The organism is Thioalkalivibrio sp., assembly GCF_007692535.1.
Classification (GTDB): domain Bacteria; phylum Pseudomonadota; class Gammaproteobacteria; order Ectothiorhodospirales; family Ectothiorhodospiraceae; genus Thioalkalivibrio.
The window spans coordinates 1-16,416 of sequence record NZ_REBW01000106.1; the positions used below are offsets into that span (position 1 = coordinate 1).

Consider the following 16,416-nt stretch of genomic DNA (forward strand, 5'->3'; position numbering starts at 1 on the left):
AGACCCGTCGGGTTACGCCCTTTGGGCTAACCCGACCTACAGTCTGCGGCTTTTCATCGTCAGGGGTGCCGCACCCCACGACGGCATGAACGTTAGCGTGAAAGTCACAGCCCAGTAGGTCGGGTTAGCGCAGCGTAACCCGACGCCGTCCCGGGGACGACGCGATTTTGCGCCCATGGGTGGGTGCGAGGCCCGTCGGGTTACGCCCGTTGGGCTAACCCGACCTACAGTTTGCGGCTTTTTAGCGTCAGGGGTGGCGCAGGGCCATGAAAGTTAACGTGGTGTCGGGTTGTGGATCTGTTGCGGCCGGCTAAGCGAAGAGCGTGAAGATGCGCCAGAGCCCGTAGGCGATGAGCAGGGCCCCGGCCCCCTGGCGCACGAGTTCGTTGCGCACGAAACGGGCGAGCCTGGCCGCGAACAGGCCCATCAGCATCAGGTTGGGCAGGGTGCCCAGGGCAAATGCCGCCATCAGCAGCGCGCCGTCGGCGGCGCTGCCCGCCGAAAGCGCCCACACGAGCACGCTGTAGACCAGGCCGCAGGGAAGCCAGCCCCAGATCCCGCCGACCACGAAGGCCTGCCCCGCATGCCGCACGGGAATGAAGCGCCGTCCCAATGGCTCGATCCACTTCCAAACGTGGCCGCCAAGCCGTTCCAGTCGGGCCAGAACCGGCCACCAGCCCGCGAGGTAAAGCCCGAGCAGAATCAGGAATACAGCGGCGAGCGACTCCAGGATCCGCTGCCCCTGCGGCAAAGCGCCGAGCAGTGCAGCGCCCAGCAATCCAGCCAGCGCACCCGCGACCACATAACTGCTCATGCGTCCGAGGTTGTAGGCGAGCAGGCGCGGCCAGGCAGGCGATTCCGAGCCGGCGTGACTCAACGAAATCGCCCCGACGATACCCCCGCACATGCCCAGGCAATGCACACCGCCGAGCACTCCGACGGCGAAGGCGGCGACGAGAACCCCCTGATCGATCAACACTCACCTCCCCTGCCACAAGTGAAGAAAGAAGCCGGAGGTGCATCCGACACGACCGCCGATGCCTGCGGCGTAACGGGGAAACAGGCGTTGCTCGGCATCGAGCGATTGTGCACGATCAGGGCGGTTTTCTCATGGCCGGCCGCGGCGACCGCGAAGAACCGCGGCCCCCGCGGCGATATCGGTCAGTTGAGCAGGTACTGGGGTTCGTAGCGGCCTGCGTCGAAATGGCGGAAAAACTGCTCGATGCCGGGGTGATCCACCGGGGAGTCGTCGCTATCCGGGTGCATGCTCTCCTCGGCGACATAGACCCGTTCTTCGGAACCATCGACCAGGATGTAGTACCACGGCTGTTCGGGATCGGGCAGCGACGCCCGCACCTTTTCCGGCAGTTCCACCGGGGCCTGGAAGTGCTCGTCCACGTCGACAACGACGCCACGCATGTCGCCATCGCGGACATGGATGATCTGTCCAATTGAGAAAGAGGCATTACGCATAGCGTCCTCGCGATTGTTTTCGGTTACGTCCTATCATTTGGGCAACTGCGCCGGATTCCAGTTCAACCCCATCGGTTCTGCAGGTTCGAAAAGGCGGTCGGCATCTGGCAACGACCCGCGGCAAAGACTGACCGGCCGCCGTGAAGGGCGCATTCACCACGAAGGGCATGAAGACACGAAGGTTCTGAGGGGGATGGGTCTGCCGTATTCCCTGGCCAGCGGTCACGGCGAGGGGCACCGTCGATCATGAAACCGCCGCTCTCCCGAACCGGTTGCCCGAGCCTTGCTCCCCAAACCCCATTGCCCCTTCGTGTCTTCGTGTTCTTCGTGGTGAACGGATCTTTTCACAGACAGGGCGGAAGAGACGACCGAGTACGCGGCATCAGGGATGCAGAAAGCGGTCGGGCAGCAGTTCGGCCAGGCTCTCGAGCAGCGAAAAATGCGCGGATTCCATCGCCGGCCCCTGGCTGTCCGGGTAGCGCATGCCACGCAGGTGACGCACGCCGGCGTCGCGCGCCGTGGACAACGCCGCGAGGTTGTCGTCCACGAGCAGCGTGCGGCCCGGCTCGTAGCGTTCCACGGTCTGCAGCCGATCCCAGAAACACGCCTCCTCCTTGGCGCAGTTCAGCGCATGGGCGGACACCGCCTGGTCCAGGTGATCGGCGACGCCCGTGTGGGCGTGCTTGAAGGCGAGCACCTGCGGATGCGCATTGGTCACCAGGATCAGACGCTTTCCCTGGACCCGCAGCGTATCGAGGACGTGCAGTGCGTGCGGCTGATAGGCGATGTGCCCCACCAGCCGCTGCTTCAGGGCCAGCAGGTCGAGGCCGGTGAACCCGACCCAGTAGTCCAGGCAATACCACTGCAACTGACCGCGGATCCGGTCCATCTCGGCGAGCAGACGCTGGCGCGCAAGATCCGGCTCATGGGCATGCAACAGCGCATACTCGGCGGGAATCAGTTCACGCCAGAAGCGGTTGTCGAAGTGCAGATCGAGCAGGGTTCCGTCCATATCGAACAGGACCGTGTCGATCTCGGCCCAGGGCGGAATTGCAGCCTGCGGTTCATTCACCGGATTTTTTGACGCGTTCGCGATGTCCATGCGTAATACTCGGAAAAAGCAGAGAGGTTGTCATCATGCCCGCAAGATCAAAACCGCGCCTCGGCGGTCTCGCCGCCACCGGCCTGGTCGCCGCGCTTGCCCTGCCACTGGCCGCCGGTGCGAGCGACGACCCCTTCGACGATGACAGCCTGTGGGAGACGCCCGAGGCCGACAGCAATCGCGGCACGCTGAACTTCCTCGGCGACACGCCGGACGGGCGCGTGCATCACCACGAAAACCAGATCACGGTGGCCGCAAGCAGCCTCGACGACGGCTGGGTCAAGCTGCGTCAGTGCCACAGCGACCTCGACCGCGTGGGCCGTGCACAGATCCTCTACAATGCTGCCACGACTCGGGAAATCGAGATCGAATCGCAGAGCAACATCGGGGAAACCTGGGTCGAGGGCGCCAGCGTGCAGCTGCGCCGGATTCAGCCGGATGCGGAGCTTTGCATCCGCGCCCGTTCACAGATGCTGAAAATCCTCGACGACGGCAGTTATGCACTCGAGAACGGGCCGTTCATGCGCCGATACCTCGACGGCTACTTCCCCATGCGTGTGACGGTCGCGGTGAACTGGGGCGACCTGGGCCTGGCCCTCGCGCGCAGCGAACCGGAGTCGCAACCCGGATTCCTGGTCACGGAATCGGAGCACGGCGTGATCATCGATGCCACGTTCGAGGGCCGGCTGACGACGGTCCTGCGCCTGGTGAACGGCGATCGGCCCTGACCGCGAATGAGCCGTTCCAAGCCCGCTGTACACGAACGCCGGACGGTGGCGCGGAGCCGGCTGTTCGAGGTCGAGGAAATGCACCTGGAATTCAGCAACGGCGTCCGGACGTGCTACGAGCGGCTCGTCGGGGGTAGCCGTGGCGCCGTGGTGATCGTGCCGATGCTCGATCCGGAGACCGTGCTGCTGATCCGCGAATATGCGGCCGGCACCGACCGCTATGAACTGGGTCTGCCGAAGGGAAAGGTCGAGGCCGACGAGGACCTCCTGACCGCCGCCGACCGCGAGATCATGGAGGAGATCGGCTACGGAAGCCGCCGCTTGACGTACCTTGGGGCATTGTCGCTGGCGCCCGGCTATATGTCCCATACCTCGCACCTTGTCCTCGCCGAGGACCTGTACGAGGCACGCGTCCCGGGTGACGAGCCGGAGGAAATCGAGGTCCTTCCCTGGCCCATTCGGGATCTCGGGCGCCTGCTCGAGCGCGAGGACTGCTCGGAGGCACGCTCCATCGCGGGCCTGTTCATGGTGCGCGAGCGCCTGTTCGCGGACACCCGCTAAGCGGAAAAACCGGGATTCGGGAGGCCCCCGCCCGCCCCCGCGACCCCCTGTCCTGTGCAAAAAGGGTGCAGCCATCCCCGGGCTGCACCGGGATGGGGCCCCAAAACGACGCCTGGGTCATTCCGCCGGTAGGCGGACTGGTGGACAACGACCAAACCCCTGCTGTGGATACCTGTCGGCGGGCCGCTGTTTCCGCAGAACCGGCTAGCGCCGCCCTGGACATGCAGCGATCCGGACCCGCCTGCCCGAGTCCCGGCACATTTCCTGCTTGGACGACACGAGCCGATCCCCTGTCTGGAGCAGCCACCCGTGTCCAGTCTACCGTCAACCGGGCGAACCCTCGCCGAATGGATATCTGCCTCCCGCAGCGATTTCGCGGCGGCGGCCGAATCGCTGCGCACGCTGCGCGAGACCCTTGATACGGGTTCGAATGCCTGGATCAGCCGCATCCCGGCGGAGCGCCTGGAGGAACAGATCCGGAGGCTGCAGCAACTGCCGTCCTCGCTGCCTCTGTACGGCGTGCCGTTTGCCGTCAAGGATAACTTCGACGTGGCGGGGTGGCCGACCACCGCAGGCTGTCCCGGCTTTGCCTACCACCCCACGCACAGCGCCGCTGTGGTCGCGAGACTGGAGGCCGCCGGGGCCGTACTGATCGGCAAGACCAATCTCGACCAGTTCGCCACTGGCCTTGCGGGCACGCGTTCCCCGTACGGCGCAGTCGTCAATCCCTTCGATCGAGCCTACGTCGCCGGCGGTTCCAGCGCCGGCTCCGCGGTGGCGGTCGCCGAGGGACTCGTCCCACTGGCGCTGGGTACCGATGCCGCGGGCTCCGGCCGGATCCCCGCCGGCTTCAACAATGTCGTAGGGCTGAAGACAACCCGCGGCCGCTGCAGCAAGCAGGGCGTGGTGCCCGCCTGCCCCTCGCTGGACTGCATCGCAGTGTTCGCCTTGACGGTGGACGACGCCGCGATCGCTCTCGATGTGATCGAGGGATACGATCCCGCTGACCCATGGTCGCGTTCCGATCCGACCACCGACTCCGCCCCCTCGATTCCAAAGAGCCTCGCGATCCCCCAATCCACCGAGTGGTTCGGCGACAACCGTGCCGAACTGGCGTGGCTTGGCACCATGGCCCGGATGGAGGACATGGGGATGGCGTTGCATGCGGTCGATTTCACTCCCCTGTTCGAACTGGCCTCACTGCTCTACCACGGACCCTGGGTCGCGGAACGGCACGCCGCACTGGGCGGCTTCATCGAGGCCCGCCCGGAGGCGGTGGACCCGGTGGTCCGCGCCATCATTGCCCGGGGCCGGGAATTCTCCGCAAGCGATGTCTTCGAGGCCCGGCAACGGCGCCAGGAATTGCTGCGCGAGGTCCGGGCGCTGTTCGCCAGCCACGATGCACTCCTGGTACCCACGGCCCCGAGCCATCCGCTCCTCACTGCAATCGCGGTCGAACCCCTGGAACAGGACAGCCGGCTTGGCCGCTACGCCAGCTTCGTGAACCTGGCCGACTGCTGCGCACTGGCGGTTCCGGCGGGCTTTCGCGTCGATGGTCTGCCTTTCGGCATCAGCATGATCGCCCCGGCCTGGCAGGATCGGCGCCTGCTCGCCTGGGCCCGCGTCTGGCAACGTCACCTCCCGTCCCTGCGCGGCGCCACCGGCATGCCCGCACCGAGTGCCGGGGCGCCACCTGCCCCCGTCATCACCAAGCCACGCCTCGCCGTCGCCGGACCTTACCGGCCACTGTCAAGACATAGCGGCTGGCAGCAACAGTCCCACCTACCCAATAGCAAGGAGAATCATGTATGACCCAGAAACAATGGCTTACGTCCGCCCGAACCCCGGGCCTCGTCCTCGCACTGTCCCTGTTCGGTGCCACAGTGCAGGCCGAGGAGCCGATCAAGGTCGGCGTCCTGCATTCGCTTTCGGGCACGATGGCGATCTCGGAGACCACGCTGAAGGACACGATCGAGATGCTGGTCGCGGAGCAGAATGCCAAGGGTGGCGTGCTGGGTCGCCCGCTGGAAGCCGTGGTCGTCGACCCGGCATCTGACTGGCCACTGTTCGCCGAACGCACCCGGCAGTTGCTGGAACAGGACCAGGTGGACGTGATCTTCGGCGTCTGGACCTCCGTGGCACGGAAATCGGTGCTGCCGGTGGTCGAGGAACTGAACGGCATCCTGTTCTACCCGGTGCAGTACGAGGGTGAAGAGTCCTCGCGCAACATCTTCTACACCGGCGCCGCGCCCAACCAGCAGGCCATCCCCGCGGTGGATTACCTGATGAACGAGTACGGCATCGAGCGCTGGGTGCTGGCCGGCACCGACTACGTGTACCCGCGCACGACCAACCGCATCCTCGAGGCCTACCTGAAGGCGAACGGCGTGGCCGACGAGGACATCATGATCAACTACACGCCGTTCGGCCATGCCGACTGGCAGAGCATCGTGGCGGAGATCAAGCGCTTCGGCGAGCAGGGCAAAGCGACCGCCGTGGTATCGACCATCAACGGCGACGCCAACGTGCCCTTCTATCGTGAGCTGGGCAACCAGGGCATGTCCGCGGAGGACATCCCGGTGATCGCCTTCTCCGTAGGCGAGGAGGAACTCTCGGGAATGGATACCCGCCCGCTGGTCGGTCATCTCGCGGCCTGGAACTACTTCATGAGTGTGGATACGCCGGAGAACGCCGAGTTCATCGGGAAGTGGCACGACTTCATCGGCGACACGAACCGCGTGACCAACGACCCGATGGAGGCGCACTACATCGGCTTCAACATGTGGGTGCAGGCGGTGGAAGACGCCGGCACCACCGACGTGGACACGGTGATCGACGCGCTGAAGGGCGTGACCGTACCCAACCTCACCGGCGGCATGGCCGAGATGCTGGTGAACCACCACATCACGAAGCCGGTGCTGATCGGCGAGATCCAGGAGGACGGACAGTTCCTGGTGGTCTGGCAGACCGATGACCTCATCGCCGGCGATGCCTGGTCGCCGCACCTGCCCGGCAGCCGCGACATCATCGCCGACTGGACCCCGCCGATTTCCTGCGGGAACTTCAACACCGTCACGCAGACCTGCTCCGGTCAGGACTACTGATCGGCACCGGCGGCGGGGGTATCCCCCGCCGCCTTTCCCAGATTCTTGAACCCGACCCCGAGGAATCCCCCCGGTGACCGCATATTCCCTCGCGCCACCATCCGCCCGTCGTTCGCGTTTCATTCCCCATCGGTCCTGCCGAAAGGCTGCCCGACGAGGACACGGCGGCGTGCATTCCGAAATCCACGGCATGCCCGATTCGGCATCGCCTGCCGGGATTCCTTGGGGTCGGGTTTCAGGCTGGATCATGGCCGTCTGGCTGCTGATTGCGGGCGGCAGCCTGCACGCGGAGACACAGGCCTTCGGGTTGGAGATGCCCGCGGCGGATCTCACCGCGGAAACGATCACACCCGCAGTCCCGGTGATCGCACAGGCCGATCCCTACACCGGAGACATGATCGACCCGAGTCTCCTCGGCAACGACCCCGAAGCCGCGGAACTGGAAGCTGCCGCGACCGAAGATGAGCTTATGGAAGAGGCCGTCTACGAGGGCCTCGAGGAGACCTCGGCGGACGTCGACCTGCTGATCCAGCGCCTGCCCGAGGGCAGTTTCAACGATCGGCGTGCGGTCGCCGAAGAGCTGGCCGCGACCGGCGATCCCCGCGTCCCGGTGGTTCTCACCGCTCTGGTGGAGGGACGCCTGCTCGCCACCGGTGACGATCCGCCGCGCATCCTGATCCGCGCGGAGACCGGCCGTGCCGGGCGCGACGCCCTGACCGGAGAACCCGTGGATGCGGACCTGATCGCGTCGGGCCGTCGCATCCCTGTGCACAACCCTTTGCGTAACGCACTGCGCAACCTGATCGCGGTGGCGACGATTGCGGCGCCCGATCCGGAGCGCCGCGCGGCCTCGTTGCGGCGCCTGATGCGCGATGACGTGAGCCCCGACATGCTCACTTACCTGGACGAGCGCGTGGAACTCGAAACCGACCCGCGCGTGACCGACCTTCTGCTGACCGTGCGGGCGCTCGCACGCCTGAACGTGGACGACCCGGAGCAGCGTATCGAGTCCATCGCCCTGCTGCGCGGATCGCTGCTCAGCGAAGTGCGCGTGCGCCTGGAGGCAACCGCGACGCGGGACGATGATCCGGAAGTCCGCGACGCCGCGCGCGATGCGCTCGACTCGATCGAGTCACGGATCCGCTTCTTCCGCTTCACCGAGAACCTCTTCTTCGGACTCAGCGCCGGCTCGGTGCTGCTGCTGGCGGCCATCGGGCTTGCGATCACCTTCGGGGTGATGGGCGTGATCAACATGGCTCACGGCGAACTGATCATGATCGGCGCGTATACCACGTGGTTCATCCAGACGCTGATACCCGAGGCACTGAGCACCAGCATTCTGCTCGCGATTCCGGCGGCCTTCGTGGTCGCGGGAATCGTCGGTATCGCGATGGAACGGGGCGTGATCCAGTTCCTCTACGGGAGGCCGCTGGAGACCCTGCTGGCGACCTTTGGCATCAGCCTGATCCTGCAACAGGCGGTGCGCACGATGTTCTCGCCGCTGAACCGGCCGGTGGCCTCGCCCGAGTGGCTGAGCGGTTCCCTGTACGTGAACCCCATCCTGTCGCTGACCTGGAGTCGCATCTACATCCTGGTGTTCGCGATCATGGTCTTCGTCGCGCTGCTGCTGGTGATGAAGAAGACGAGCCTCGGGCTGAAGGTGCGCGCGGTTGCCCAGAACCGGCCGATGGCGCGCGCACTTGGTGTGCGCACGGGCTGGGTCGACGCCCTGACCTTCGGCCTGGGCGCCGGGATCGCCGGCGTCGCCGGGGTCGCCCTGTCGCAACTGACCAACGTCGGCCCGAACATGGGTCAGGCCTACATCATCGATTCCTTCATGGTCGTGGTTTTCGGCGGCGTCGGGAACCTCTGGGGAACGCTGGTTGGCGCGATGGGACTCGGCATGATGACCAAATTCCTCGAACCGCATACGGGTGCGGTGCTGGCCAAGATCCTGGTCCTGATCTTCATCATCCTGTTCATTCAGCGGCGCCCGCGCGGACTCTTCCCCAAGAAGGGCCGGGCGGCGGAGGCCTGACCCGATGCTGACCCGACGCCTGTTTCTGAGTGACTGGGGCGGCATGACCGTGCTGGTGCTGCTTCTCGCCATGGCGGTGGCGGTACCGTACGCCAATCTGGTGCTGCCTCCCGAGTCACCCTGGCACCTGTCGACCTACTGGGTGGCCCTGATCGGCAAGTTCCTGACCTTCGCGTTGCTGGCGCTGGCGATCGACCTGATCTGGGGCTATGCGGGCATCCTGTCGCTGGGGCACGGAGCCTTCTTCGGGCTCGGCGGCTACGCCATGGGCATGTACCTGACCCGGCAGATCGGCGACCGTGGAGTCTACGGCAATCCGGAACTGCCCGACTTCATGGTCTTCCTGAGCTACGAGTCGCTGCCCTGGTACTGGTGGGGCTTCGACATGTTCTGGTTCGCGATGCTGATGGTGGTGCTGGTCCCGGGGCTTCTTGCGCTGGTCTTCGGCTGGCTGGCGTTCCGGTCGCGGGTAACCGGGGTCTATTTCGCGATCATCACCCAGGCGCTCGTCTTCGCGCTGATGCTGGCCTTTTTCCGCAACGAGATGGGCTTCGGCGGCAACAACGGGCTGACCGACTTCAAGGACATCCTCGGCTTCCCGGTGCAGGCACGGGAGACCCGGGTCGCGCTGTTCGTGGTCTCGGCGCTGGTGCTCATTCTCGCCTACGTCGCGTCCCGCTTCATCGTGACCTCGCGCTTCGGGCGGGTCCTGATCGCGGTGCGCGATGCCGAGAGCCGCGCCCGTTTCTCCGGCTACCGGGTGGAGCACTACAAGCTCTGGCTGTTCGTGTTCTCGGCGATGCTCGCCGGTATCGCGGGCGCCCTGTACGTGCCGCAGGTCGGCATCATCAACCCCGGCGAGTTTGCGCCGCTGCGCTCGATCGAGGCGGTACTGTGGGTCGCGGTCGGCGGACGCGGCAGTCTGTTCGGTGCGATCATCGGTGCCTTCGCGGTGAACGGCGCAAAGACCTGGTTCACCACCGCCTACCCCATGGTCTGGCTGTTCGCTCTCGGCGCCCTGTTCGTGCTGGTCACGGTATTCCTGCCGCGCGGCCTGGTCGGCATCTTCCGCCGCCGGCGCCGGGAGGGCGGCGCATGAGCGTACTCAGGAATACCCGCGAGGCGATGCGCCGTGACCGCGTCTTCGGCTTCCTGCAGCCGGAACCCGACTTCGCACTGCCGGTCGACACCTCGCATGGCACGATCCTGTACGTGGACGACGTCAGCGTGCGGTTCGACGGCTTCCTGGCGCTGAACCGGCTGAATCTGAGCATCGACGAGGGTGAACTGCGCTGCATCATCGGCCCCAACGGCGCCGGCAAGACGACCATGATGGACGTGATCACCGGGAAGACCCGCCCCGACGAGGGAGGAGTCTTCTTCGGGCAGAACATCGACCTGCTCAGCCTGGACGAGTACCAGATCGCACGGGGTGGCATCGGCCGCAAGTTTCAGAAACCGACGGTCTTCGAGGCGCTCAGCGTCTTCGACAACCTGGAGCTTTCGATGGCCTCGGACAAGGGGGCCTGGAAGACCCTGTTCCACCGGCTGACCCCGGAACAGCGCACACGCATCGACGAGGTGCTGGAGATGGTCGGGCTCGAGCAGCAGCGGGCACGCATGGCCGGCGCCCTGTCACACGGCCAGAAGCAGTGGCTGGAAATCGGCATGCTGCTGATGCAGAACCCGCGCGTTCTGCTGGTGGACGAACCGGTCGCCGGAATGACCGGGGATGAGACCGAGCGCACCGCCGAACTGCTGGTCTCGCTGGCCGGAGGCCATACCGTGATCGTGGTCGAGCACGACATGGCCTTCGTGCGTTCCATCGCCCGGCGCGTGACGGTACTGCACCAGGGCAGCGTGCTGGCCGAGGGCAGCATGAACCAGATCCAGAGCGACGCGAAGGTGATCGAGGTGTACCTCGGGGAAGAGGCATGATCCAGGTCAGCGGTGTGAATCAGTACTATCGCCAGAGCCACATCCTGCGCGATCTCGAACTGGAGGCTCAACCCGGGCGCTGCACCTGCGTGATGGGCCGCAATGGCGTGGGCAAGACCACGTTGCTGAAGTGCATCATGGGGCTGCTGCCGATCCGCAGCGGGCGTATCCTCCTCGGCGACCGGGACATCACCCGGCTTTCCCCGGAGGCGCGGGCCCGCGCAGGGATCGGCTACGTGCCACAGGGCCGGGAGATCTTCCCGGAACTGACGGTGGAAGAAAACCTGCGCGTATCGCTCGGCGCCCGCGCAGATCGGGCACGGCAGATCCCGGACTCGATCTACGCCTTGTTTCCGGTACTGAAGGAGATGCGTGGCCGGCGCGGAGGCGATCTCTCGGGCGGACAGCAGCAGCAACTGGCGATCGGAAGGGCCCTGGTGCTGGACCCGAAGCTCCTGATCCTGGATGAACCGGGCGAGGGCATCCAGCCCAACATCGTCAGGCAGATCGGGGACGTGATCCGGCAACTGAACACGGAACTGGGGCTGTCGGTGCTGCTGGTGGAGCAGAAGCTGCCCTTCGCCCGCCGGGTCGCGAACGACTTCTACATCATGGAGAAGGGATCGGTGGTCGCACAGGGCGCGATCAGCGAACTCAGCGACGAGCTGGTGAGCCGGCACCTGAGCGTCTGAGCAAAGTCCTCGGGCTGACGGTCGGCGAGGGTTGTGGTCACGGCATTGGGTCAGGCACCCGTCAGGGCCAAGCCCGCCGCGAGCAACACGATCAGCGCAATCGCAATCGCCCCCATGACCCGGGTCCCGCGGATGGCCCGGTGCCAGACCTCGAACCCGCCCTCCTCGTCCCAGAACGTCTAGGCATTCTCCGAAAGCTCGTGATGCTGGGGGGCCATCAGGGCCTGACCCAGCAACGACGTGCCGGTATGCCTGCTTGCGTTCACCGGGCCCCTTGCGCCCCGCGGGTTATCAGCGGGGGCTGAGTTCGGCGTCGATCGCCTGTTCGGCCTGCAGCCAGTACGCGTGGTTGTCGCCGACGAAGCCATTGCGCTCGGCGATGAAGTAGGCGGCGTCCTGGATCATGCGGTAACGTTGCTCCGGGGTCACCGCAGGAACCTCGGCCTTCTTCGCCGGTTTGCCCGCGGATGCTGCAGCCGCCTTTGCGGGTGCCTTGCGGGGCGCTGCCTTCTTCTTTTCGACAGGCGCTGCGGCCGCCTTCGCCGCCGGCGCCGCAGCCTTTGCCGGGCGTGCCGCCTTGGCCTTGGCCGGTGCGGCAGTCTTCGCGGGTGTGGTCGTTGCGGCCGGTACGGCCTTCTCCGGAGTACCCACGCTCTTCTTCGGTCCCTTCGCCATGTTAACCCCCTTCGAGATTGTCAGTGTCATCCCCAATGGCACCGCGCCAGAGCAGCCACCTCGACTGATCATAGGCCGCAGCGCCGAACCCTTCAACACATTCGTGTCCCGGTGCAGGCGCCTGTGCCATTACCCGAACATTCCCTGCGCCTCGATGAAGCCGACGACCTCATCCAGACCCTGGCCGGTGCGCAGATTCGTGAAGACGAACGGACGGTCGCCGCGCATCCTCCGGCTGTCCTGCTCCATCACCTCGAGCGATGCGCCGACGCCGTCCGCGAGGTCGATCTTGTTGATCACGAGCAGGTCGGAACGGGTGATCCCGGGACCGCCCTTGCGCGGGATCTTGTCTCCGGCGCAGACGTCGATCACGTACAGGGTCAGATCCGACAACTCGGGGCTGAAGGTGGCCGAGAGATTGTCGCCGCCGCTCTCGACGAATACGAGATCGAGGCCCGGGAAGCGCTGTTCGAGTTCGTCCACCGCCGCCAGGTTCATCGAGGCGTCCTCCCGGATCGCCGTGTGCGGGCAGCCTCCCGTCTCCACACCGATGATCCGCCCTGGATCAAGCGCCTCGCGGCGGATCAGGAACTCCGCATCCTCGCGGGTATAGATGTCGTTGGTCACCACCGCGAGCTGGTAGCGCTCGCGCAGCCGGTGGCACAGGGCCTCGACCAGCGCGGTCTTGCCCGAACCCACCGGACCACCGACTCCCACCCTGAGTGCCTGCGCCTTCATCTCGCCACCTCTTGCATCAACTGCGGAACATGCGGCTGTACTGGGTTTCATGCAACACCGAGGACAGGACGATCCCGGGCAACCCGGCCCCCATGCCGGCGTCGTCGACCATCCGGGCCTGATCGGCCGCCACCGCGATCGTCTCGGCCAGATCCCGCAGCAGGCGCTGCCCCTGCGTCTGCCCCAGCGGCACCAGCTTCACCGCCGCGGCCACCTGGTTCTCGCACCAGGACCACAGATACCCCTCCAGAAGCTCATCCGAAGGAATCGCCCATTCCCGGCCCGCCAGCGCGAACAGGGTCGCCCAGCAGGCATCCTCCCGGGTCGCCCAGGACTGCGCGGCGGCGACCCCGAGGTCTGCCAGCAGGCGCGCCAGGGCCCGGCCCTGGCCCAGATCCTCGGCACGCAGCTCGGAGGTCTCGCGACTCGCGCGCAGCCAGTCGTTCCAGTATTCCAGCCCCTGCCCGTCTTCGTGTTGCCAGGCCGCCAGCAGGCGCAGCAGCGCGGGAAGATCGACGCGTGCGTGGACCCGAAGCAGCTGCGCCTCGAGCCAGTCCCGCACCGCTTCCGGGCTGCTGACCCAGCCCGCATCCACCGCCTGCTCAAGGCCGGTGGAGTAGCTGTAGGCGCCAACCGGCAGCGTCGGGCTGATCAATTGCCAGAGGCGCCGCCGGGCAAGGCCGGCGTTTGTCGGAGTCATGACCGGAGGTTCCATCATTCAGTGCGCATGCTGGTGACCGTGGGCATGCGAGTGGGCATGGCCGCCAGCGGCGTAGGCGCCCGACTCCGGTTCGAACGGTGCCTGTTTGAAGCCCACGGTCAGCCCCAGGCCGCGCAGCATCTCGTCGAGCACATGATCGTGCAGGTAGCGCAGCCAACCGTGCCCCAGTTGCAGTGGCACATGGCGGTTGCCCAGGTGGTAGCCCGCGCGAAGCAGCAACAGGGCGTCGGCGGAATGGGCCTCACTCACCGGCTCCGGTGCCGCCTGAACGCGCACCACGACGTCGCCCGCGGCGGCGCACAGGCACTCGCCGTCACGCAGCACCTGACCGCGTTCCAGCATCACGCCCACCTCGGTGCCGTCGGTCAGAAGAGCCCGGAAGCGGCTCTTCTGCCGGGTTTCGAAAGGAAGACGGAGTACGGGCATCGCCGTGATGTCCGCTGGCGTCGTGCAGCGCCGGGTCAGGGTCAGCATCGCGGTCAGAACAGGAAGTAGCGCTGGCCCATCGGGACCTCGGCCAGCGGTTCACAGGTGAGCAGTTCGCCGTCGGCGCGGACCTGGTAGGTCTCGGGATCCACCTCCATGTGTGGCATCCAGCCGTTCAGCACCATGTCCTGCTTGCGCACACTGCGGCATCCACGCACCGCTACCGCCCGGCGGCGCAGACCCAGCCGCTCCGGGACCCCGGCCTCGATCGCGGCCTTGGAAAGGAAGGTGACCGCCGTGCTCGAAACCGCCAGGCCGTGGCTGCCGAACATCGGTCGGTAGTGCACCGGCTGCGGCGTCGGGATCGAGGCGTTCGGATCGCCCATCGGCGCGGCGGCGATCATGCCCCCCTTGAGGATCATGGCCGGCTTCACGCCGAAGAAGGCCGGGCGCCACAGGCACAGGTCGGCCAGCTTGCCCGGCTCGATGCTGCCCACTTCGTGGGCGATGCCGTGGGCCAGCGCGGGGTTGATGGTGTATTTCGCGATGTAGCGGCGAACGCGGAGATTGTCCGCGCCCTCTTCGTCGCCCGGCAGCGTGCCGCGCTGCACCTTCATCTTGTGCGCGGTCTGCCAGGTACGCAGGACCACCTCGCCGACCCGGCCCATCGCCTGGGAATCCGACGCGATCATCGAGAACGCGCCGAGGTCGTGCAGGATGTCCTCGGCGGCGATGGTCTCGCGCCGGATGCGCGACTCGGCAAAGGCCACATCCTCGGGTATCGCCGGATCCAGGTGGTGACAGACCATCAGCATGTCGAGGTGCTCGTCCACGGTATTCACCGTGTACGGACGGGTCGGGTTGGTCGATGACGGCAGCACGTTGGGCCGCCCGCAGGCCTTGATGATGTCCGGGGCATGGCCGCCGCCGGCCCCCTCGGTGTGGTAGGTATGGATGGTGCGGTCCTTCATCGCGGCCAGCGTATCCTCGACGAAGCCGGACTCGTTCAGCGTGTCGGTATGGATCGCGACCTGCACGTCGTATTCGTCCGCGACGCTCAGGCAGTTGTCGATCGCGGCCGGGGTCGTGCCCCAGTCCTCGTGCAGCTTCAGACCCAGTGCGCCGGCCTCGATCTGTTCGCGCAGCGCGTCGGGCAGACTGGCATTGCCCTTGCCCAGAAAGCCGAGGTTCATTGGATAGGCCTCGGCGGCCTCCAGCATGCGCTGGATATGCCAGGTGCCCGGGGTGCAGGTGGTCGCGTTGGTGCCGGTCGCGGGGCCGGTACCGCCGCCGAGCATCGTCGTGACGCCGCTCATCAGCGCCTCGTCGATCTGCTGCGGGCAGATGAAGTGGATGTGGGCGTCGATGCCGCCGGCGGTCACGATCATGCCCTCGCCGGCAATCGCCTCGGTGCCCGGACCGACGACAATGTTCACGCCGGGCTGGGTGTCCGGGTTGCCGGCCTTGCCGATCGCCTGGATGCGGCCGTTCCGGATTCCGATGTCCGCCTTCACGATGCCCCAGTGATCGATGATCAGCGCGTTGGTGATTACGGTGTCGGCAACGTCGGGACCGGCGCGCTGGCTCTGGCCCATGCCGTCGCGGATGACCTTGCCACCCCCGAATTTCACCTCGTCACCGTAGATCGTGAAGTCCTGCTCGACTCTCACGAACAGTTCGGTGTCGGCCAGGCGAACGCGGTCGCCGGTCGTGGGTCCGTACATGTCCGCATAGGCGCTGCGAGAAATCCTGACACTCATGACCGGCCTCCCCCGTCAGCTGCGTCCAGCGGCCCCATGATCCGGCCCTGGAAACCGTACACCTGCCGTGCCCCGGCATAGGCCACGAGCTGGACCGTCCGGCTCTGCCCCGGCTCGAAGCGCACGGCCGTGCCCGCGGGGATATCCAGACGGAAACCGCGCACCCGGTCGCGGTCGAAGTCCAGCGCGTCGTTGACCTCGTGGAAGTGGTAGTGCGACCCCACCTGCACCGGCCGATCCCCCGTGTTGGTCACCGCCAGCGTCACCGTCGGACGCCCAGCATTCAATTCGATCTCGCCCTCTTCGAGCAGGTACTCACCGGGTGTCATGATGATCCTTTGCCTCTTCGTCGATTGAGTCCGGTCGTGCCCGGGGTGTAAGCCGGGTGATCCGTCAGCGGGACGCTCAACGGATGGGTTCATGCACGGTGACCAGCTTGGTCCCGTCGGGGAAGGTGGCC

General features: G+C 66.2%; 18 protein-coding genes. 8 read left to right on the forward strand and 10 right to left on the reverse strand.

Annotated features, from left to right (window positions below; genetic code table 11):
• Nucleotides 1-310: 310 nt before the first annotated feature.
• The 3 genes from EA346_RS04510 to EA346_RS04520 form a co-directional block, all read right to left on the reverse strand.
• The gene (locus EA346_RS04510) at nucleotides 311-976 is read right to left on the reverse strand and encodes a sulfite exporter TauE/SafE family protein (RefSeq protein ID WP_296756164.1); all 666 of its coding nucleotides are present in this window, start codon (nucleotides 974-976) and stop codon (nucleotides 311-313) included.
• 185 nt (nucleotides 977-1,161) lie between these two features.
• Nucleotides 1,162-1,473, reverse strand: coding sequence for a heat shock protein HspQ (gene hspQ / locus EA346_RS04515; protein ID WP_296756140.1), 312 nt, complete (start codon nucleotides 1,471-1,473; stop codon nucleotides 1,162-1,164).
• 382 nt (nucleotides 1,474-1,855) lie between these two features.
• On the reverse strand, nucleotides 1,856-2,575 hold the full coding sequence (locus EA346_RS04520) for an HAD family hydrolase (protein ID WP_296756142.1): 720 nt from the start codon (nucleotides 2,573-2,575) through the stop codon (nucleotides 1,856-1,858).
• A gap of 35 nt (nucleotides 2,576-2,610) precedes the next feature.
• Here EA346_RS04520 and EA346_RS04525 point away from each other — a divergent pair, with 35 nt between their 5' ends.
• The 8 genes from EA346_RS04525 (at nucleotide 2,611) to urtE (ending at nucleotide 11,636) form a co-directional block, all read left to right on the forward strand.
• Nucleotides 2,611-3,303 carry an alpha/beta hydrolase gene (locus EA346_RS04525; protein WP_296756143.1) on the forward strand — a complete coding sequence of 231 codons (693 nt, stop codon included), beginning with the start codon at nucleotides 2,611-2,613 and terminating at the stop codon, nucleotides 3,301-3,303.
• A gap of 6 nt (nucleotides 3,304-3,309) precedes the next feature.
• Nucleotides 3,310-3,864, forward strand: coding sequence for an ADP compounds hydrolase NudE (nudE, locus tag EA346_RS04530; protein ID WP_296756145.1), 555 nt, complete (start codon nucleotides 3,310-3,312; stop codon nucleotides 3,862-3,864).
• Nucleotides 3,865-4,173: 309 nt separating this feature from the next.
• Nucleotides 4,174-5,676: an allophanate hydrolase gene (atzF, locus tag EA346_RS04535; protein ID WP_296756146.1), complete on the forward strand. Its 1,503-nt coding sequence runs from the start codon at nucleotides 4,174-4,176 to the stop codon at nucleotides 5,674-5,676.
• On the forward strand, nucleotides 5,673-6,968 hold the full coding sequence (gene urtA / locus EA346_RS04540) for an urea ABC transporter substrate-binding protein (RefSeq protein ID WP_296756148.1): 1,296 nt from the start codon (nucleotides 5,673-5,675) through the stop codon (nucleotides 6,966-6,968). Before atzF ends, urtA begins: the two co-directional genes overlap by 4 nt.
• Nucleotides 6,969-7,215: 247 nt before the next feature.
• The gene (gene urtB, locus EA346_RS04545) at nucleotides 7,216-9,006 is read left to right on the forward strand and encodes an urea ABC transporter permease subunit UrtB (protein ID WP_296756149.1); all 1,791 of its coding nucleotides are present in this window, start codon (nucleotides 7,216-7,218) and stop codon (nucleotides 9,004-9,006) included.
• A 4-nt stretch (nucleotides 9,007-9,010) separates the two neighbouring features.
• Nucleotides 9,011-10,105 (forward strand): urea ABC transporter permease subunit UrtC, encoded by a 1,095-nt coding sequence (gene urtC / locus EA346_RS04550; protein ID WP_296756151.1) that lies wholly within the window; start codon nucleotides 9,011-9,013, stop codon nucleotides 10,103-10,105.
• Nucleotides 10,102-10,944: an urea ABC transporter ATP-binding protein UrtD gene (gene urtD, locus EA346_RS04555; RefSeq protein ID WP_296756152.1), complete on the forward strand. Its 843-nt coding sequence runs from the start codon at nucleotides 10,102-10,104 to the stop codon at nucleotides 10,942-10,944. Before urtC ends, urtD begins: the two co-directional genes overlap by 4 nt.
• Nucleotides 10,941-11,636, forward strand: a complete 696-nt coding sequence (gene urtE / locus EA346_RS04560; RefSeq protein ID WP_296756154.1) for an urea ABC transporter ATP-binding subunit UrtE — start codon at nucleotides 10,941-10,943, stop codon at nucleotides 11,634-11,636. Before urtD ends, urtE begins: the two co-directional genes overlap by 4 nt.
• 291 nt (nucleotides 11,637-11,927) lie before the next feature.
• Here the strand turns inward: urtE and EA346_RS04565 are convergent, their stop codons facing one another.
• The 7 genes from EA346_RS04565 to EA346_RS14990 all read right to left on the reverse strand — a co-directional run.
• Complete coding sequence (locus tag EA346_RS04565; protein ID WP_296756155.1) at nucleotides 11,928-12,311, reverse strand: DUF2934 domain-containing protein; 384 nt, start codon at nucleotides 12,309-12,311, stop codon at nucleotides 11,928-11,930.
• A 129-nt stretch (nucleotides 12,312-12,440) separates the two neighbouring features.
• Entirely contained in the window at nucleotides 12,441-13,049 is a 609-nt protein-coding gene (gene ureG, locus EA346_RS04570; protein WP_296756157.1) for an urease accessory protein UreG, read from the reverse strand.
• A 16-nt stretch (nucleotides 13,050-13,065) separates the two neighbouring features.
• Nucleotides 13,066-13,749 (reverse strand): urease accessory UreF family protein, encoded by a 684-nt coding sequence (locus EA346_RS04575; RefSeq protein WP_296756159.1) that lies wholly within the window; start codon nucleotides 13,747-13,749, stop codon nucleotides 13,066-13,068.
• An 18-nt stretch (nucleotides 13,750-13,767) separates the two neighbouring features.
• A complete protein-coding gene (gene ureE, locus EA346_RS04580; protein WP_296756160.1) occupies nucleotides 13,768-14,244 on the reverse strand; it encodes an urease accessory protein UreE in 477 nt (158 codons plus the stop codon).
• A 5-nt stretch (nucleotides 14,245-14,249) separates the two neighbouring features.
• Entirely contained in the window at nucleotides 14,250-15,956 is a 1,707-nt protein-coding gene (gene ureC, locus EA346_RS04585; protein ID WP_296756162.1) for an urease subunit alpha, read from the reverse strand.
• Entirely contained in the window at nucleotides 15,953-16,285 is a 333-nt protein-coding gene (locus tag EA346_RS04590; RefSeq protein WP_296756163.1) for an urease subunit beta, read from the reverse strand. The genes ureC and EA346_RS04590 overlap by 4 nt, the downstream gene beginning before the upstream one ends.
• Before the next feature lie 76 nt (nucleotides 16,286-16,361).
• The coding region (locus EA346_RS14990) for an urease subunit gamma (RefSeq protein ID WP_366755761.1) at nucleotides 16,362-16,416 on the reverse strand (55 nt) is incomplete at its 5' end.